Origin of the sequence: Streptococcus parapneumoniae (genome assembly GCF_037076355.1) — a bacterium.
Classification (GTDB): domain Bacteria; phylum Bacillota; class Bacilli; order Lactobacillales; family Streptococcaceae; genus Streptococcus; species Streptococcus parapneumoniae.
Map to the genome: position 1 here is coordinate 1,808,306 of NZ_AP026968.1, position 18,987 is coordinate 1,827,292.

Genomic DNA, 18,987 nt, shown 5'->3' on the forward strand with positions numbered 1-18,987 from the left:
TGGTAACATAACACAGGCTATAGCAATCACAAACAGATTACTCCCCGTTTCTTCTCCCTTATTCACCACGGAAATCATGAGAAGATTCGATGCTATGATCAACGTAGAACAGATGATAAAAAAGGATTTCTTATTCATATAGGATACCTTAAATACTATGGCATTTTAATTGATAACTGCATACAGTACTTCTTTACGCAAGTCTTCTAATCATCAACCGGCAACAAGTGAACCGTTAAAACCTGACGAAAGATTTGATTTTTGCAGGTGGTATTGAGACTGGTATTGGGATGGCTTTCCACAATTTTCATGACGGTATAGAGACCAACTCCTCTCTCCTCCCCTTTAGAACTGGCTCCAAAGGAGAAGATTTCAGAAATATCGATGCCCTCTTCTTTGATGGAGTTTTCAATGATAAAGGTCTCCTGTTCTCCATTTTTTAAAAAGGCGATTGAAACATGAGGTTGACTAGCTTCTACACTAGCTTCAATAGCATTATCACAAAGGATAGACACAATGGTTAGAAAATCAAGCAGGCTCATCCCTTCGACCTGAATCTCCTCAGGAACTTCGACATTAAATACAATCTTCTTATCCCTAGCTTTTAGAAATTTCCCTGCTAGAAGACTTTTGAGGGCTTTATCACGAATATTCACCAATCTGCCCAGGTCATATTTATTGTCCTGCAATTTTTCACTAGAATCCTTTAAGACCGAGTCGTAGACCTCTTTTATCTGCTCCATATCCTCCTCTTCAATGCCCAGACGTAAGCTGGTCAAAAGGTTGGTGTAGTCATGGCGAAAACTCCGCACTTCCTTGTAAAGCTCCTCTATATGCCGACTATAGCGTTCCATATCTCTGTAGCGCAAGGCCAGCTCTTGGTCCAGTCTCTCATGGAGTTTGTCCTTCAAATAGGTATCCAATTTCTTGATAATCCCCATAAAAAAGAGCAAGTAAAACACTAGAATCAGATGGCGAACAGTCTTTGATTGGATATCGTATACATATTCAAAGTAAGACAGATTTTCCATGACTAGAAAGTAAGCTCCCATTATCCAGTTAATCTTAGTCAGGGACTTTTGAAAACCTTTATCGAGAATCTCCTTTCTCAAACTAGTAAAATCATAGTTCAACCATTTCAAAAAGGCTAGAGAAATGAAGAAATTGAAAATTATTATACACAACCAAATCAAAGAGTAATCATCATGTACTTGCCCTTGTCCCAAAAATGGAAGCACAAAATAAGAAATACCTCTATAAAAGAGATTCACCAATATCATTGGAAAGAGACCATAAAAGAAAAGGAGTTTTTTAGGAAGCCCTCTTAACAATAAGAAAGACAAGCCTATGCCGTACAAGGGGTCCATAAAATAAGATAGGTAATTATTTCCTACTATATAGCTAATCGTTACAAAAGCAACTGCCAAAAGTATCTTAAAAAGAAAGGACTTAAAAACTCTCTCCAAAGTGAGACCAATTCCATCTACCTTAAAAAATATAAACAACTCCAATCCAACTATCAAAAATGTATAAACTATTTTCCAAGCTATTCCCATTACATCACCTCACTTAGTGCAAGTTATTGATAGCTTCAGACACTTCCCTGACCTTATAACGCGCGATCATACAGCTTCCACCATTGGGAAAGTAAAGAAGTTTTTCTTTCTTATCCAAACGAACCACATTGGCAGGATTGATGAGAAAAGAGCGATGGCACTGCAAGAGACGAGGTTCCTGCTTGAAAACCTCCTCTAAACTCGCTGTAAATTCCAACCTGTCCGTCTTGGTATAGAGAATAACACGATGGGCTCTGGGCGACGTTTCGAGATAATAAACCTCTTTAAAAGGATGCTGGAATTGGGCAAATTTTGATTTAAAGTAAAAACAATCTTCCGCCAGACTTTTACTATCTTGACTATTGGCATAGAGGAGGGCTGTCTCGATACGAGATTCAAATTTCTCTGCCGAAAGGGCCTTATCAATGTAGTCCAAAGCTGACACTTGGTAGCGAAAGGACAGGGGCATAAACTCCGAGTGAGTCGTCACAAAGACAATCAGGGCATAGGGGTCTCGATCCCGAATCTTTCTAGCCACTTCCAGACCCTTCATCTCCTCATTTCGAATCTCAATATCCAAAAAGAATAGCTGATGCGCCCCCTTCTCATGCACCTCTGCCAGCAGCTGGTCTGGCTTACCAAAAACTTCAAAAGAACTGGGAGTGATATGATGTTCCTTCAAAAGTTTCTCAATCGTCGTTTCAATCCTAGTCTGTTGGGAAAAATCATCTTCTAAAACAAATATTCTCATCTTCTTACTCTCCTTGTTTCGATTTCTTCCTAAAAAGAGGATAGCAAAAATACTATGATACAAGTCCACCAAATCCTAAACAGGCCTTCAACGCTCCTGAAAGGTAGCTTCTTCCTCAAATAAGCATGATAATCTTACCACTATTTTATCATAAAATCTTAACAGTACCATTCAAGACATTTCAAGGACAATTAAAGATTTGAAGGTGAAAAAGGAGATAAAAGTGATAGACTAACAGTATCAAAACACAGTTGCTAGAAACAAGACTGGCACCCAGATTAAAGGAGGCATTCTCATGACAGATACAGACCCTATCAAAAGAGCTCAGACTTTGATTACTGACTTAAACAAAGCCTACCAAGCATGCAGACAGGCAACCGCTGACGACGTCCGCTTTCAGGAGCAATTAAACTCTATTCTTGGCTTTCTAGCAAAGGCTGAGACAGTGGATAATCGAGTCTTGATTGAACTGGAAAAATTTTACCAGACTTCCAGTCTTCTCATGGGACTCAGCGCTCTTGATCCAGATGCTCCCACTCGCGCCGCTTGGCGGGCCTATGATCGCTTTCACTTTGACCAAGTCAAGACCAAGTTGAGTCTCTACGGGCCAACCATTATCCTGTAGAAAATAAAAGAAGTTGAGACAAACTGAACTCAACTTCTTTTTTAATATCATATAAGCAAGTTTTAGTCCTGCATCTGACGTTTTACCTGATAAGGTAAGTACAAGACTAGTAAAACCAAACCAGCTCCCAGTAAGGCTAGAAGGGCCAGTTTTTCTTGGAAGGTAATCAACCCAACAACTAATTCCACAAGTAAAACAAAACTGGTCAATCCTCGGACTACAACCTGTAAGCCTTTTTCCTTTTGCCCCTTGTTCAGTGGAAAAAGTTGGGTCAAATACTGGTAGTCAAAGGCATGATAGAGGGCCAGTAACTGGAAGAGCAAGAGGTAGTTAAAGAGAACCACCACTGCTGTCGCAATCCAAGCTTGCTCGATAAAAACCTGCGCCAGTATGGAAAGCAAGAGCAGACGGAGACTGAGCGCAAAGAGGTCTCCATTTCGCAGATAAGAACGCAGATAGAGATTTTGCCAAATCTTCCCAGGCACCTTCTGAACAACCTTTAGGATAAAGTCCAGATAGGCACGACGCTTGACGCTGTTTGAAATTCCCTTGACCTGCGTAAAGAGGGCAAAGAAACGAAGCAAGACTTGCTTACGCTTGCTTTCTTGAGAAATAACATAGTCCCAGTCCAGCCCAGTTTCAGTGAAAAATTTGCTGGCCTTTTGACGAAAGAGGAAATATTTTCCTACCCCCAATAAAAGCACATAGACCAGAAAAACAGGCAAGCCATAACCCATTGCCAAAAATAAGGGCGCAAATAACAGCAAGAAAAGGGTCTGGACAAAGAGCCAAAAGACTAGGGAAATGCCAGTTTGACGCTTGAGATGGAGTTTGATTTCCTCTTCTCCGACTAAGAGAAAGAGCTTGTCTGGAGCCTCCATATAGGTGGCAATTCCTCCCCAAAGCAACAGTAAAACAGACGTAATTCCTACAAACAAAAGGATAGGCCAATAATTTTCAGGAAAATGCTGCAAGAGTTGACTGTACTGGTAGGCCAGAAAGCCCAGCAGGACAAGCAGGAACAAGACAAAGTGGTCATTGAGAACATAGCGCAGATAACCAAGACACTCCTTACGAAAAGCCTGCTTTCTCTTTAAAAACAAGTCTTTCATAGCTCCTCCTCTTTGGTCAGAGCCAAGTAAATATCATTCAAACTAGCCTCAGGCATGTTAAAGGCTTCGCGCAGTTGTAGGAGATTTCCCTTAGCACGCACCTCTCCCTTGTGAAGAATGACAAAGGCATCACACATCTTCTCCGCCGAATCCAACACGTGGGTACTCATGAGAATGGACTTACCCTTTTGCTTTTCCACTTCCAAAAGTTGGATCAAGTCCGCAATAGCCAGCGGATCAAGACCAAGGAAAGGCTCATCCACGATAAAGAGACTTGGATCCACCACAAAAGCACAGATAATCATAACCTTCTGCTTCATCCCTTTGGAAAAATGAACAGGAAACCAATCTAACTTCTGCTCCAGACGGAACATTTTTAACAAAGGTTCTACTCGATCAAAAGCTACATTTTGCTCAATACCATAGGCCATGGCAACCGTTTCGATATGCTCTCTGAGAGTCAATTCCTCATACAAGCTAGGTGTCTCAGGAATGTAGCCAATTTGCTTGCGGTAGCTAGTCGCATCTTCTTGCAGGGTCAAGCCATTGATATTGATGGAGCCACTATAAGGTGTCAACAGGCCGATAATCTCATTGATCGTCGTTGATTTCCCAGCACCATTGAGACCAATCAAACCGACCAACTGTCCACTTTCAACGGTAAAGGACACATCTTTCAAGACAGGGACATGGACATAGCCACCTGTCAGGTTTTTAATTTCTAACATATTTTCTCCAAATCTGGTATAATGTAGCTATATTATATCAAAATTCAATACAGTAGAGGTAGATTTTATGTCAGATTGCATTTTTTGTAAAATCATCGCAGGGGAAATTCCTGCTTCAAAAGTATATGAAGATGAGCAGGTTCTTGCCTTTCTTGATATCTCTCAAGTGACACCAGGACACACCTTGGTCGTACCCAAAGAACACTATCGCAATCTTTTGGAAATGGACGCTACTAGCGCCAGCCAACTCTTTGCCCAAGTACCAAAAGTAGCTCAAAAAGTCATGAAAGCTACCAAGGCTGCTGGTATGAATATCATTGCCAACTGTGAAGAAATCGCTGGTCAAACAGTCTTTCATACCCACGTTCACCTCGTGCCTCGCTACAGTGCGGACGATGACCTCAAGATTGATTTTATCGCCCACGAACCAGACTTTGACAAACTCACTCAAGTCGCCGAAACTATCAAAAACGCCTAAGGAGTTGCCATGAAATTATCCAATCTACTGCTATTTGCAGGAGCTGCAGCCGGAAGTTATCTGGTTACAAAAAATCGCCAAACCATCACAGATGAAGTCTTGAATACCACTGACCGCGTTCAAGCTATCAAGGATGATGTGGATATTATCCAAAACAGCCTGCAAATCATTGACCAACAAAAAGAACTCATCAAGGAATACCAAGAAGACCTAACTTACAAGTTTAAAGTCTTGGAAAAAGATATCCAGACTAGACTAGCTGTGATCAAAGAAACACAGGAAATCGAAGATAAGTAAAAGAGCCCGACGGCTCTTTTTTAAAAGGTAAACAAGTTATATCCCATCAACTATACATCACAATTTAGACAACTCATTCACCATTTCATAACTAAATCGAAGTCTTTCCGCCGTAATGAAAATACCTGAAACAGCTTAGTTTCAGGTGTCCGGAAACTTTGAGACCTATGCTCAAAGTTTAGGTATGGAACTTCGAAGAAGATCGCTACCGTCCGTCATTACTTAAGGAAAGTCTTAAAAAATCTATAAACAAAAAGAGCCCAACGGCTCTTTTTGCTTTATTCTCCTTCAAAGGCATCTTTAATATGGTCAAAGAATCCCTTTTTCTTTGGATTGACTTTTAAATCACCTGCAGCTGCGAATTCTTTAAGCGCTGCTTTTTGGCGGTCGTTCAAGCCTGTCGGCGTTACGACATTAACGGTAACATATTGGTCACCAACTGCACCACCACGAAGACTCGGAGCTCCTTTGCCACGTAGGCGGAATTTCTTACCAGTCTGAGTTCCCTCTGGGATAACCAATTCAACATCACCGTGAACAGTTGGAATATCTACTGTATCACCAAGAGCTGCTTGGACAAAGTTGAGGTTGAGATTGTAGAAGATAGTAGTTCCTTCACGTTCAAACTTATCGCTGGCTTCCACAGAAACAACCACGTACAAGTCACCATAAGGTCCACCGTTAAATCCAGCTTCACCTTGACCAGCTAGGCGAATTTGTTGACCAGTTTCCACACCAGCAGGAATTTTGACATGTACGCTATGGGCTTGTTTTTCATGCCCTGTTCCGTGACATGTTGTACATGGATCTTTGATTTCTTTTCCGCGACCATGACAGACATCACAGGTTACTTGACGACGCATCATACCAAGCGGAGTCTGCGTATCGACGTTAATGACACCAGCACCATGACAGCGTCCACAAGTGACTGGACTTGTTCCTGGTTTAGCACCTGAGCCATTACATGTACGACAGCTTGCTTCACGATTGTACTTAACCTCTTTTTCAGCTCCAAAAATAGCTTCTTCAAAAGTCAAATTCACACGGTATTGGAGGTCATCCCCCTGACGAGGAGCATTTGGATTGCGTGAAGCACCGCCTCCACCGAAGAAGCTTGAGAAAATGTCCTCAAAGCCACCGAAACCACCTGCCCCATTGAAACCGCCAGCTCCACCACCGAAGCCTCCAAAGCCACCATTGGCACCAGCCGCACCATATTGGTCATAGGCAGCCCGTTTTTGGTCGTCACTCAAAGTCTCATAGGCTTCTTGAACTTCCTTGTACTTTTCCTCAGCACCAGGCTCCTTGTTGATATCTGGGTGGTATTTTTTCGAAAGCTTACGATAAGCCTTTTTGATCTCGTCTGCCGAAGCGTTTTTGGACACCCCCAGACGATCATAAAATTCAGTATTGTTCATACAAGATACCAAGACCGTAAAATTCGACTGAAAAATAGGAAATCTGACGCTGGAGCGATGCTCCTAGACAGATTTATCTTTTTTCCGAGAATTTAGGTCGGGTTCAATTCCTTTCTTTTATATTTAGTAAGAAATTCTGGAACCCGTGTTCAATTCCCTGAACACCTTTGTTCCTTTCTGTTATTGTTGCGGAACGAAACCACGATTTAGGTCGGGTTCAATTCCTATATTTCATATTGATGAGACAAACCCCAAATAAATCAGGTTTAGGCCCTTTTTATCGAAAAACAGAGGCTGGGTTGCAACCTCTGCAAATAAGTAAATTAACTTTATTTTGATTTTAAATATCCTATAAGTACAGAAATATTTATATATTTTTGTCTCTTCTTAGTATTGGCTATAAAATTCCAATAGATTAGAAGGAATACACCGACAACCCAAATCATGCCCATTATAAACGATATTATAAATTCTGGTTTTTGTATTGTTACTGATACTAGTGATGATACTAACGCTGACAACAATACTGAAGTAACAAAATTCCTTACCGCTTCATCATTTTTGACACAACTATCATGTTCAGCTAATACAGTTTCTCTATATCTAGCCAAATATACTGCTGGAATATTATCTATAAAATCTTTTGCAGACTCATAACTATCAGCTTTATTACAGAAATCATTATAAACTTTTCTTGTACTTTTTAGATACTCTTCTGTTAATACTTTCATCTTACTTTTCAGTAAACTCTCCGTCTACGACGTCATCGCCTGCGTTTCCTGTTGCTTGTGCGCCTTCTGCTCCTGCTTGAGCTTGTTGGGCTGCTGCGGCTTGTTCGTAGAGTTTAACAGCAAGGCCTTGAGCTTTTTCGTTCAACGCTTCAAGTTTTGCTTTCATTTCGTCCAAGTTGTTGTCTTCTTGAGCTTTCTTAAGGTCATCAAGGGCAGCTTGGGCAGCATCACGTTCTGCATCGAAGCCTTTACCTTCAGTTTCCTTGATTGTCTTTTCAGTCGCAAAGATAGCTTGGTCTACTTCGTTACGAAGGTCAACTTCTTCTTTACGTTTCTTATCTGCTTCAGCGTTAGCTTCTGCATCTTTCATCATGCGGTCAATTTCTTCATCAGTCAAACCTGAGTTAGATTGGATTACAATTGTTTGTTCTTTTTGAGTTCCAAGGTCTTTGGCCTTAACAGACACAATACCGTTCTTATCGATGTCAAATGTCACTTCGATTTGAGGAATTCCACGAGGTGCAGCTGGGATATCTGTCAATTGGAAACGTCCAAGAGTCTTGTTATCTGCTGCCATTGGGCGTTCACCTTGAAGAACGTGGATATCAACGGCTGGTTGGTTGTCTGCTGCTGTTGAGAAGACTTGTGATTTAGAAGTTGGGATTGTTGTGTTGCGGTCGATGAGTTTTGTAAATACCCCACCCATTGTTTCGATACCAAGTGACAATGGCGTTACGTCAAGAAGGACAACGTCTTTGACATCACCAGTGATGACACCACCTTGGATCGCAGCACCCATAGCAACTACTTCATCAGGGTTTACTGATTTGTTTGGTTCTTTACCAGTTTCAGCTTTCACAGCTTCTACAACGGCTGGGATACGAGTTGAACCACCAACAAGGATAACTTCGTCGATTTCTGACAAGCTCAAACCTGCATCTGAAAGGGCTTGACGAACTGGAACTTTTGTACGTTCTACAAGGTCACGAGTCAAATCGTCAAATTTCGCACGAGTCAAGATCATTTCCAAGTGAAGAGGTCCAGCCTCACCTGCAGTGATAAATGGCAAGCTGATTTGAGTTGAAGTTACACCAGAAAGGTCTTTCTTCGCTTTTTCAGCTGCATCTTTCAAACGTTGCATTGCCATCTTGTCAGTAGACAAGTCAATACCGTTTTCTTTCTTGAATTCTGCTACCAAGTGGTCAATGATTTTTTGGTCAAAGTCGTCACCACCAAGTTTGTTGTCCCCTGCAGTTGACAATACGTCGAAGACACCGTCACCCAATTCAAGAATAGAGACGTCGAATGTACCACCACCAAGGTCAAATACCAAGATTTTTTCTTCTTTATCAGTCTTGTCCAAACCGTAAGCAAGGGCTGCTGCAGTTGGTTCGTTGACAATACGTTCTACTTCAAGACCAGCGATTTTACCAGCGTCTTTTGTTGCTTGACGTTGAGCATCGTTGAAGTAAGCTGGAACTGTGATAACTGCTTTCGTTACTTTTTCACCAAGGTAGTCTTCAGCGTAGCCTTTCAAGTATTGAAGAATCATAGCTGAGATTTCTTGTGGAGTGTATTCTTTTCCGTTTGCAGAAACTTTTTCAGAAGTTCCCATCTTAGATTTGATAGAGATAACTGTATCTGGGTTTGTGACTGCTTGACGTTTCGCAGCGTCACCAACGATGATTTCGCCGTTTTTGAATGATACTACAGATGGAGTTGTACGGTTTCCTTCTGGGTTTGCGATGATTTTGCTTTCAGTTCCTTCAAGAACTGCAACTGCTGAGTTTGTTGTACCTAAGTCAATACCGATAATTTTAGACATGTGTTTTTCTCCTTAAATTTTATATTCTATTTTTCTTTTAGATACTCTTCTTAAGTGGCGACGCCGTCAGAGCTTGACTTCGTCAATCTCTTTGACTAAACTTTGAGCCTAAGGTCTCAAAGTTTGCGCAGATAGCGCCACGGCGAAGAGTATCGTCTTTGGTTCGCTTCGCTCACTATTGCAAAGCTGAACTACTTTTTTATCTTTCTTCATAGTTTATTGTCGTTTCGGACAAGTTTTCTATTATGTAAATTGCGACACGAGAAATCGAAATCGATTTTATTTCGACGACGAGTTAGTAAGGAGGCTAGGTAAACGCCATAGCGATTGCCGTTTTCTGACGAGTTGCTTTAGCTACCGTCAGAATTGCCTAGTTGTACACCACTACCATGGCTGGGCGTAGGATGCGGTCATGGAGTTTGTAGCCTTTTTGGAAAACTTGGGCGATGGTATCTGCTGGATGTTCATCGTCTGCTGGGAGAGTTTGGATGGCCATATGGTAGTTATGGTCAAATTCACCGTCAGCTGCGATTTCTTCGATTCCTTCTTCTTTCAAAGCGTGAATCAAGCTTTCTTGCACCATCTCCAATCCTTTTTTGACATCGTCTGTCAATCCTTCAACCGCGAGTGCACGCTCAAGGTTATCCAAAGAAGGGAGAATCGCTTTTGCCAAGTCCTGGCTACGATAATGTTGCAAGTTTTGACGCTCTTCATTGGCACGGCGTTGGATATTTTGCATTTCTGCATGAGCGCGAAGGTATTTATTTTCGAACTCATCTGCACGTTCATTTGCCAAGTCCAACTCAGACTTCTCAGGAGTCGTTTCTTCAGTTGTTTCCACAACTTCCTCTTCTTGAACTTCTTGAACTTCTTCTACTTCTTCATTTTTTATATCTTGGACCATTTTCGCCTCCTTTAATGATTTCAATCTTAATGTACTTCGTAATGATTACTACTAAGGTAGCGGTAAAAATCTGTCAACTTCATGGTCAAAACACGGTTGACCACATTGACTTGGTTGATTAGCTGTTGGTAATCCAGATTGACTGGACCGATAATGGCTAGAATTCCAACTCCCCGATAAGGAATGAGGAACTTGCTACTAATCACCGCTAGGTCAGCTAGACAGGACTCTTGACTGTCCGCAACACGAACATTTTGCATCTGATCTTCATGCAAACCCTCACGAATCTCCAGAGCCACCTTTTGCGGTTGATCAAAGAACTGATAGGCTGCTAGATTGGCAAAATTCAAGAGATTAACCTTGCCCGCCACCACAATGTTTTCGTTGAACATTTCCTTAAAGATATGTTCAAAGAGATCGATAACATTGTCCGTTGTTGTAAAGTAACGCTGGATAATCTGCGGAATCTCCGTCCGAATCTTGTAGTGAATATCTAGCACGGTGTGGCCGAGAAAACGTTCCTGAATAATGTTCTTCAGTTTCAGCAAATCCTCCTGCAAGAAGTTCCTTGGAATCAGAAATTGACTGGTAACCGTTCGAGACTCGTCTAGGGTGAATACCGCCAAGGCTGTATGTTGCCCCAAAACAACGATATCAAAGGCTGTCAATCGTTGTCTGCTCGGCTCAACGTCCAGTGCTACTACCGTACAGCCACTCAGGTCTGTCAGTAGATTAGCAGCTTCTTGCAGAATATCTTCTAGCTTGAAGAATTCCTGATCAAAGGCTTTGACAATCTCGTAAACCTCATTTTCAGCCAGTCGGTCAAAATCCAGTGAGTGTTTTACATAGTACTGAAAACCAGCAACACTTGGCATCCGACCACTTGAAGTATGAGCCTTCTCAAGCAAACCTTGCTTTTCTAGAGCCGCCATGTCATTACGAATGGTTGCACTGCTAGAGTTAATAGACTCTTGCAAGGCTTTGGATCCGACAGGTTCGTGCGTTTTGGTAAAGATGTCAATAATCAGATTTAGAATATCCTGCTGACGCTCTGTAACCACCTCATCACTCCTCTCTGTCTGATCGATTAGCACTCGACACACTCAAGTGCTAACTTATGATTCTATTATACACCCTTAAAAGAGAATGTCAAGACAAAAACTCAAAAAATTAGCACTCTTTTATCAAGAGTGCTAAAAATCAGTCTAAAGACCTAGAACCCTACCTCCCATCTACTTGGTATTTCCTTTTAAGTCTGAAAAAACTATGGATTAGATAAGAAATCATAAAGGAATATAGAGCAAAAATGACAAAGAAAGATTGCGACAGTTCTTCTCGAAACAAACTCATACAAACAACAAGACCGCCTGAGAAAGCAACTGTACATGAACGAAATCTATATCGCATAACTTCCCATCTGAGCCCCTTACTCATATAGACTTGATCCTCTGGAAGTAAATTAGAAGACGATTTACGAAGAATCGAACAAAAACCTCTTTCTATCAATTCCCAACCTCTATTTCTAAAATCTTGCAGTTCATGCTTATATTTTTTAAGAAATCTAGAATCATAGATACAGTAGATGACATCGTCTGGTTGACATTGGTCAAAATAGAACAAACCAAAACGACTCGTTCTATATCTCCAACCCTTCAAATGCATCTCATGTAAATATTCTTCTTCCTTGTCCAAATCAACAATGGTGAAAATCCGAAATTGTACTTTGCTATTCATTACCTTACCTCCAAATCAGAAAACATACATAGTTTTATTTGTCAGATAATTCTTTCCACTTTTGAAACAATCTCCCAAAAATATAAGAAATCTGAATCGAATGAACTATCAATAAAACACCATCTATTATAACAATCAAAAACATTTCCCAACTGAAAGAACTACCTCCAGCGACAAACTTTGAGAAAACCGGTAGTAGAGCTAAAAAGAGAAGCAAAATAGGAAGCATCCGCATTGTTAAAATCCGTTTGACCATAGCTAGCTTCCCGGCCGCGTCATTATAAATTTCAAACTCGGCATCCGACTCAATTCCAGAATGAAGTTTTCTAAAGTAGGAAAAACCATTAAAGTCTGTAATATGCTCCCAGCCACAGTCTTTAAATAATTGTAAATAGGAGGCTCTATCGGATTTTTTCATGGGATAAAAGTCCAACTGATAAGACACCTGCTCCGGTTGGCACTTTTCAAAGGTATACTTAACTGCAACTACTAAGTTAGAGTAGGTTACCTTCTTGAGTTTCCAGCCCTCAGCATGCATTTTTCTAAGATATAAAGCCTCTCTATCATAATCCGCAATGGTAGCAATTCGATAAACAATTTTCTTTTCCATCATCCTTCCTCCCGACTATTTCTGTAGAGGCGTTCAATACGTTTCAATTCAATATCTAAGACTTTGCGTCCCAAGTCTGTAATCTGATAGATTTTCCGTTTTTCCTCTTCGCGGACAAAGGAAATCAAACCATCCTTTTCCATTTTTGACAAGGTCCCATACATAGTTCCAGGACTAATCGAAACTTGCGAATCTGTCATCTCCTTGACCTTTCGCGTAATACTATAACCATGACTTTCCTTTTGCAGACAGAGCAAGATATAAAAGCCCGTTTCCGTCATCGGAAGATAAACTCGACGAATCTTATCCGTCAATTCCATTTATAGCTACCTCCTATCCAGTTCGATATATCGCACTTCGTTATATAAAATATATCACACCTCGATATAAAATACAAGAAAAAAAGATCATCCTCACGGACAATCTTCCTTCTATATTAGTATTAGTAAAGGTCTAAATAATTATCAATTTCCCATTGTGAAACGAAGGTTGCATAACTTGCCCATTCGATTCGTTTGGCCTCAAGGAAACTAGTATAGATATGTTCTCCAAGAGCTGCTCTGACAACCTCATCTTCTGTCAAAGCTTTCAAAGCGTTGTGAAGGGTTGATGGAAGGTCTGTAATACCAGCTTCCTTACGCTCTTCTGCTGTCATGATGTAGATATTTTCTTCGATAGGAGCTGGTGCTTCGATTTTGTTTTCAATACCATGCAAACCAACTTCCAACAGAACTGCCATAGCGATGTACGGATTAGCCATTGGATCCACTGAACGCAACTCAAGACGAGTTCCCATACCACGTGAAGCAGGCACGCGCACAAGTGGCGAACGGTTACGACCAGCCCAAGCAATGTAAACAGGCGCTTCATAACCCGGAACCAAACGTTTGTATGAGTTAACCGTTGGGTTCATGATAGCAGTATAGTTATAGGCATGCTTGATCAAACCACCAAGGAAATGGTAGGCCGTTTCTGACAACTGCATTCCTTTTGGATCATTTGGATCAAAGAAGGCATTGTTTCCTTCTGCATCAAACAAGGACATATTACAGTGCATACCTGATCCAGCAATACCAAATTTTGGTTTGGCCATAAAGGTTGCGTAAAGTCCGTGTTTGCGGGCAATAGTTTTAACAACGAGCTTAAAGATTTGAATCTTATCACAAGCACGGAGAACTTCATCGTACTTGAAGTCAATCTCGTGTTGTCCAACCGCAACCTCGTGGTGACTGGCTTCTACTTCAAATCCCATTTTGGTCAAGACATTGACAATCTCACGACGTGTGTTGTCCGCAAGGTCCGTAGGTGCCAAATCAAAGTAGCCACCCTTGTCATTCACTTCAAGTGTTGGGTCCCCATTTTCATCGAGCTTGAATAGGAAGAATTCTGGTTCTGGACCAAGGTTGAAGGATTTGAATCCTACTTCTTCCATGTGACGAAGAGCACGCTTCAAATTACCACGAGGGTCCCCTGCAAATGGTTCACCTTCTGTTGTATAGACATCACAGATCAAACCTGCAACACTTCCATTTTCATCTCCCCAAGGGAAGACTGTCCATGTATCCAAGTCTGGGTACAAGTACATATCTGACTCATTGATACGTACAAAACCTTCAATAGAAGATCCATCAAACATAGCCTTATTTGACAAGACCTTATCTAATTGTTCATCTGTAGCAGGAATTTCGACGTTTTTCATGGTTCCCAAAATATCTGAAAACATGAGACGAATAAAGGTAACATTTTTTTCCTTGACTTCACGACGAATATCTGCAGCTGTGATTGGCATGAGTTTTCTCCTTAATGTATGACTACTTGCGGTTGCCTAACCGCGACCAAAAGGTGACTGTACTGAAGCAAAGCGCCCCTGTTGGAGGAGTTCATTATGAAGTGCACGACGTACTTCGGTCTGACTCACCGCTTTTTTGGATTTCGCTTCACGTTCAGCATATTTTTTCTTAATGGCAGCGATATTATAACCTTCAGAGATATAATCTTTGATTTCAAGCAGACGATCCATGTCATTCAAGGAATACATGCGACGGTTCCCTTCGTTTCGATCAGGCTTAATCAACTCTTGATCTTCATAATAACGAATCTGGCGCGCCGATAGATCGGTCAACTTCATAACACTGCCGATAGGAAAAACAGCCATATTTCGGCGAAATTCTTTTTCCTTCATTTACAATTTCCTTCTTTCTGTCTATTATAGTCTAAAAAAAGACAAACGTCAATTGATAATGTTATAAAATGTAACATTATTTTTCTTTCTTCTCTAAAAAGAGTCGAATGCGGTCGATATCGTAATTTACGAGAATTGCGACAAAAACTCCCATAAAAGTTTCCGATACACGCGCAAATACGTACAAAATTGTTTCTCCACTCGGAATTGATAGGGTAATGATTAACATGGCTGCTACACCGCCAATAACACCTGCTTTGTTATTCATGGCTACATTTGTCATAATGGTTAACATGGTGCAGATTGGAACAACTACCAAGGTCACCCAAAAGGCTTCGTGGAAAAAGGTATTTAATAGGAAGAAGAGGAGGGCATAGAGGCCACCGATACTATTTCCTAGAATACGCGAAGTCCCAAAATGGACACTCTTATCAAAACTCTCCCTCAGACTAAAAACAGCTGTCAAAGCACCGATTTGAAGACCTTTCCAACCAAAAAAACCAAAAATCAAGAGAACTAGAAAAACAGCAATACCTGTTTTAAAGGTTCGCATACCAAGTTTGAACTGGGATTTATCGAATTTATATTTTTTAAAATAACTCATAATCTCAACTTTCTATTTCCATTTTATCATAAATTGGCTGATTTTATGAGCAATAGTTGAGAGGAAGCGTTTTTATTTTAAGCAAAAGAAAAGAGGAACCTTCATCCCTCTCTTCTTTGATTCATTTATGAAATCTTATTTTTCTGTCAAGGCTGCAAGTCCTGGAAGAACTTTACCTTCAAGAAGTTCCATTGATGCTCCACCACCAGTAGAGATCCATGAGAATTTGTCTGCACGACCAAGGTTAATCGCTGCGGCAGCTGAGTCACCACCACCGATGATTGATTTAACGCCTGGTTGTTTCACGATAGCGTCCATCACACCGATTGTACCAGCTTGGAAGTCTGGGTTTTCAAATACACCCATAGGTCCGTTCCATACAACTGTTTTGGCACCAGTCAAAGCTTCGTCAAATTTAGCGATAGATTTTGGACCGATGTCAAGACCAAGGAAGCCTTCAGAAACTGCTTCACCTTCAGTGTCACGCACTTCAGTGTAACCAGCAAATGCGTTAGCTTCTTTAGAGTCAACTGGTAAGATCAATTTTCCGTTTGCTTTTTCAAGAAGAGCTTTCGCAACATCCAATTTGTCTTCTTCTACAAGTGAGTTACCGATTTCGATACCTTGTGCTTTGTAGAATGTGTAAGTCATACCACCACCGATAAGGACTTTATCAGCTTTTTCAAGCAAGTTTTCGATAACACCGATCTTGTCTGAAACTTTTGAACCACCAAGGATAGCTACGAATGGACGTTCTGGAGTTTCAACTGCTTCTTGGATGTAGGCAATTTCGTTTTCAAGAAGGAAACCAGCAACTGCTTTTTCAACGTTTGCTGAGATACCAACGTTAGATGCGTGTGCACGGTGAGCTGTACCGAATGCATCGTTTACGAAGATACCATCTCCAAGTGATGCCCAGTATTTACCAAGTTCAGGATCGTTTTTAGATTCTTTTTTGCCGTCAACATCTTCGTAACGAGTGTTTTCAACCAAGAGAACTTGTCCATCTTCAAGAGCGTTGATTGCTGCTTCCAATTCAGCACCACGAGTGACACCTGGGAAAACAACATCTTGACCCAATTTAGCAGCCAAGTCAGCAGCTACAGGAGCAAGTGATTTACCAGCTTTATCAGCTTCTTCTTTCACACGTCCAAGGTGAGAGAAAAGAATTGCACGTCCACCTTGTTTGATGATGTACTTAATAGTTGGAAGAGCTGCTGTGATACGGTTGTCGTTAGTGATTACGCCATCTTTCAATGGTACGTTGAAGTCAACACGAACGAGGACTTTTTTACCTTTCAAGTCAACGTCTTTAACAGTAAGTTTTGCCATGTTACAAAAACCCCTTTATTTATTTTATTCGAAACTATTATATCACACTTTGGAAATATAAGGAAAGATTTCACAAGATTTTTCGATATTTAATCTTTGTGGCATGCTAGAGTATATTATTTTTGCTTTTTCTAACGAATTTTCTTTCTAAAATCTTAGCTTAACACTTGTTAGATTTACTTTTATCCTTTAAAATAGAATAGGAGAAATTCCGTTATTATTTTTCGGAGGAAAAAGAAATGTCCATTAATTGGCAGGAAATTTTATTTCACTTTTTAGGTGGTCTGGGGCTATTCTTATATAGTATCAAGACCATGGGAGACGGTTTACAACAAGCTGCTGGAGATCGCCTTCGTTTTTACATTGACAAATATACTAGTAATCCTTTCTTTGGAGTTCTGGTTGGTATTGGGATGACTGCTCTAATTCAGTCTAGTTCTGGTGTAACAGTTATCACAGTCGGCCTGGTCAGTGCCGGTCTCCTAACCTTACGTCAGGCTATCGGGATTGTCATGGGAGCTAATATTGGGACAACAGTCACATCCTTTCTTATTGGATTTAAACTAGGTGACTATGCCCTGCCTATGCTCTTTATCGGTGCTGTCTGCCTCTTCTTTACAAAAAATCGGACAGTCAATAATATCGGACGCATCCTCTTTGGTGTCGGTGGTATCTTTTTTGCCCTCAATCTTATGAGCGGTGCAATGGCTCCACTCAAAGATTTACAGGTCTTTAAAGACTATATGATTGAGCTAAGTAAGAATCCTGTTTTGGGTGTCTTTGTCGGTACCGGCTTGACCTTACTGATTCAAGCTTCCTCGGCTACCATCGGGATTTTACAAAACCTCTATGCCAGCAATCTCATTGACCTGCAAGGAGCTTTGCCAGTTCTATTTGGTGACAATATCGGGACAACCATTACAGCCATCATTGCCTCTTTAGGTGCTAATATTGCAGCTAAACGGGTAGCAGGAGCTCATGTTGCCTTCAACGTTATCGGAACAGTCGTCTGCGTTATTTTTCTAGTTCCTTTTACAGCCCTGATTCATTGGTTTGAATCTACGCTAAATCTAGCACCGGAAATGACCATCGCCTTTGCTCACGGAACCTTTAATATTACCAATACCATTGTCCAATTTCCATTTATCGGAGCTCTGGCTTACTTTGTAACCAAGATTATTCCTGGAGAGGACGAGGTTGTCAAATACGAACCCTTATATCTTGATGAACATTTCATCAAACAAGCCCCATCTATCGCTCTCGGAAATGCTAAGAAAGAGCTCTTGCACTTAGGAAACTACGCTGCTAAAGCCTTTGACCTTTCCTATAAGTACATCATTGACTTGGATGAAAAAGTTGCTGAAAAAGGGCATAAAACCGAAGAAGCCATTAACACCATCGATGAGCAATTAACACGTTATCTCATCGCCCTTTCAAGCGAAGCTCTCAGTCAAAAAGAAAGCGAAGTGCTCACCAATATCCTTGATTCCTCCCGTGATTTGGAACGGATTGGAGACCACGCGGAGGCTCTACTCAATCTGACTGACTATCTTCAACGTAAAAATGTTGAATTTTCTGATGCCGCCTTGAAAGAATTAGAGGAAGTTTATCGTCAAACTAGTGACTTTATCAAAGATGCTCTGGATAGTGTGGAAAACAATGATATTGAAAAAGCACGCAGTCTTGTAGAACGTCATGAAGCAATCAATAACATAGAGCGTGTTCTCAGAAAAACTCACATCAAACGCCTCAACAAAGGCGAATGTTCAACACAAGCCGGGGTAAACTTTATCGATATCATCTCACACTACACTCGTGTATCAGACCACGCTATGAACCTTGCTGAAAAGGTTTTTGCAGAACAAATCTAAGAACCAAAAAGCTATCCTGAATGGGATGGCTTTTTGCTTTTCCTAAGCAAGACTAGGCTGAATGAAACTGAAAGAGTATTCTGCAGATATAGTGGATTAAATTAAAAAAGTATAGTGTATTGAATCTATAACAGTACACCTTGACTGCTAAAATATTTCTATAAATTGATTTGGCTTTCCGAATTTAATTTGTTCAGATTTTATTTCATTTCAATATACTGATAAATCC

At 40.8% G+C, this 18,987-nt stretch carries 20 protein-coding genes; 4 read left to right on the plus strand and 16 right to left on the minus strand.

Annotation, left to right across the window (positions count from 1 at the left end):
- Window positions 1-206: 206 nt before the first annotated feature.
- Both SP4011_RS09155 and SP4011_RS09160 read right to left on the minus strand, forming a co-directional pair.
- Window positions 207-1,556: a sensor histidine kinase gene (locus tag SP4011_RS09155; RefSeq protein ID WP_338618936.1), complete on the minus strand. Its 1,350-nt coding sequence runs from the start codon at window positions 1,554-1,556 to the stop codon at window positions 207-209.
- A 13-nt stretch (window positions 1,557-1,569) separates the two neighbouring features.
- The gene (locus SP4011_RS09160) at window positions 1,570-2,307 is read right to left on the minus strand and encodes a response regulator transcription factor (protein ID WP_338618937.1); all 738 of its coding nucleotides are present in this window, start codon (window positions 2,305-2,307) and stop codon (window positions 1,570-1,572) included.
- Window positions 2,308-2,602: 295 nt separating this feature from the next.
- On the opposite strand from SP4011_RS09160, the gene SP4011_RS09165 reads away from it, so the two are divergent.
- Window positions 2,603-2,932: a hypothetical protein gene (locus tag SP4011_RS09165; protein WP_000132586.1), complete on the plus strand. Its 330-nt coding sequence runs from the start codon at window positions 2,603-2,605 to the stop codon at window positions 2,930-2,932.
- A 62-nt stretch (window positions 2,933-2,994) separates the two neighbouring features.
- On the opposite strand, the gene SP4011_RS09170 is transcribed toward SP4011_RS09165, so the two are convergent.
- Together SP4011_RS09170 and SP4011_RS09175 are read right to left on the minus strand one after the other, a co-directional pair.
- Window positions 2,995-4,044 (minus strand): ABC transporter permease, encoded by a 1,050-nt coding sequence (locus tag SP4011_RS09170; protein ID WP_016399209.1) that lies wholly within the window; start codon window positions 4,042-4,044, stop codon window positions 2,995-2,997.
- Window positions 4,041-4,772, minus strand: a complete 732-nt coding sequence (locus SP4011_RS09175) for an ABC transporter ATP-binding protein (RefSeq protein WP_016399210.1) — start codon at window positions 4,770-4,772, stop codon at window positions 4,041-4,043. The genes SP4011_RS09170 and SP4011_RS09175 overlap by 4 nt, the downstream gene beginning before the upstream one ends.
- A 67-nt stretch (window positions 4,773-4,839) precedes the next feature.
- Here SP4011_RS09175 and SP4011_RS09180 point away from each other — a divergent pair, with 67 nt between their 5' ends.
- On the plus strand, window positions 4,840-5,250 hold the full coding sequence (locus tag SP4011_RS09180; RefSeq protein WP_057487502.1) for an HIT family protein: 411 nt from the start codon (window positions 4,840-4,842) through the stop codon (window positions 5,248-5,250).
- Window positions 5,251-5,259: 9 nt separating this feature from the next.
- Entirely contained in the window at window positions 5,260-5,547 is a 288-nt protein-coding gene (locus tag SP4011_RS09185; protein WP_000777754.1) for a hypothetical protein, read from the plus strand.
- A gap of 278 nt (window positions 5,548-5,825) precedes the next feature.
- On the opposite strand, the gene dnaJ is transcribed toward SP4011_RS09185, so the two are convergent.
- From dnaJ to SP4011_RS09245, 12 genes are all read right to left on the minus strand, one after another.
- The gene (gene dnaJ, locus SP4011_RS09190; protein ID WP_050275809.1) at window positions 5,826-6,965 is read right to left on the minus strand and encodes a molecular chaperone DnaJ; all 1,140 of its coding nucleotides are present in this window, start codon (window positions 6,963-6,965) and stop codon (window positions 5,826-5,828) included.
- A gap of 329 nt (window positions 6,966-7,294) precedes the next feature.
- Window positions 7,295-7,696: a tRNA (guanine-N7)-methyltransferase gene (locus SP4011_RS09195; RefSeq protein WP_338618940.1), complete on the minus strand. Its 402-nt coding sequence runs from the start codon at window positions 7,694-7,696 to the stop codon at window positions 7,295-7,297.
- A 1-nt stretch (window position 7,697) separates the two neighbouring features.
- Entirely contained in the window at window positions 7,698-9,521 is a 1,824-nt protein-coding gene (dnaK, locus tag SP4011_RS09200; protein ID WP_338618941.1) for a molecular chaperone DnaK, read from the minus strand.
- A 370-nt stretch (window positions 9,522-9,891) separates the two neighbouring features.
- Window positions 9,892-10,425 (minus strand): nucleotide exchange factor GrpE, encoded by a 534-nt coding sequence (gene grpE, locus SP4011_RS09205; protein WP_338618943.1) that lies wholly within the window; start codon window positions 10,423-10,425, stop codon window positions 9,892-9,894.
- 26 nt (window positions 10,426-10,451) lie between these two features.
- On the minus strand, window positions 10,452-11,486 hold the full coding sequence (gene hrcA, locus SP4011_RS09210) for a heat-inducible transcriptional repressor HrcA (protein ID WP_000255756.1): 1,035 nt from the start codon (window positions 11,484-11,486) through the stop codon (window positions 10,452-10,454).
- A gap of 160 nt (window positions 11,487-11,646) precedes the next feature.
- Window positions 11,647-12,159: a DUF2812 domain-containing protein gene (locus SP4011_RS09215; protein ID WP_218757142.1), complete on the minus strand. Its 513-nt coding sequence runs from the start codon at window positions 12,157-12,159 to the stop codon at window positions 11,647-11,649.
- A 34-nt stretch (window positions 12,160-12,193) separates the two neighbouring features.
- Entirely contained in the window at window positions 12,194-12,769 is a 576-nt protein-coding gene (locus SP4011_RS09220; RefSeq protein WP_218757143.1) for a DUF2812 domain-containing protein, read from the minus strand.
- The gene (locus SP4011_RS09225; RefSeq protein ID WP_061438719.1) at window positions 12,769-13,089 is read right to left on the minus strand and encodes a PadR family transcriptional regulator; all 321 of its coding nucleotides are present in this window, start codon (window positions 13,087-13,089) and stop codon (window positions 12,769-12,771) included. The genes SP4011_RS09220 and SP4011_RS09225 overlap by 1 nt, the downstream gene beginning before the upstream one ends.
- 122 nt (window positions 13,090-13,211) lie before the next feature.
- On the minus strand, window positions 13,212-14,558 hold the full coding sequence (glnA, locus tag SP4011_RS09230; protein WP_001122886.1) for a type I glutamate--ammonia ligase: 1,347 nt from the start codon (window positions 14,556-14,558) through the stop codon (window positions 13,212-13,214).
- Window positions 14,559-14,594: 36 nt separating this feature from the next.
- Entirely contained in the window at window positions 14,595-14,951 is a 357-nt protein-coding gene (gene glnR, locus SP4011_RS09235) for a transcriptional repressor GlnR (protein WP_000659547.1), read from the minus strand.
- A 76-nt stretch (window positions 14,952-15,027) separates the two neighbouring features.
- Complete coding sequence (locus SP4011_RS09240; protein WP_084947380.1) at window positions 15,028-15,555, minus strand: FUSC family protein; 528 nt, start codon at window positions 15,553-15,555, stop codon at window positions 15,028-15,030.
- Window positions 15,556-15,690: 135 nt separating this feature from the next.
- A complete protein-coding gene (locus tag SP4011_RS09245) occupies window positions 15,691-16,887 on the minus strand; it encodes a phosphoglycerate kinase (RefSeq protein ID WP_173253094.1) in 1,197 nt (398 codons plus the stop codon).
- A gap of 239 nt (window positions 16,888-17,126) precedes the next feature.
- On the opposite strand from SP4011_RS09245, the gene SP4011_RS09250 reads away from it, so the two are divergent.
- Window positions 17,127-18,758, plus strand: coding sequence for a Na/Pi cotransporter family protein (locus SP4011_RS09250; protein ID WP_138703645.1), 1,632 nt, complete (start codon window positions 17,127-17,129; stop codon window positions 18,756-18,758).
- Window positions 18,759-18,987: the final 229 nt, after the last annotated feature.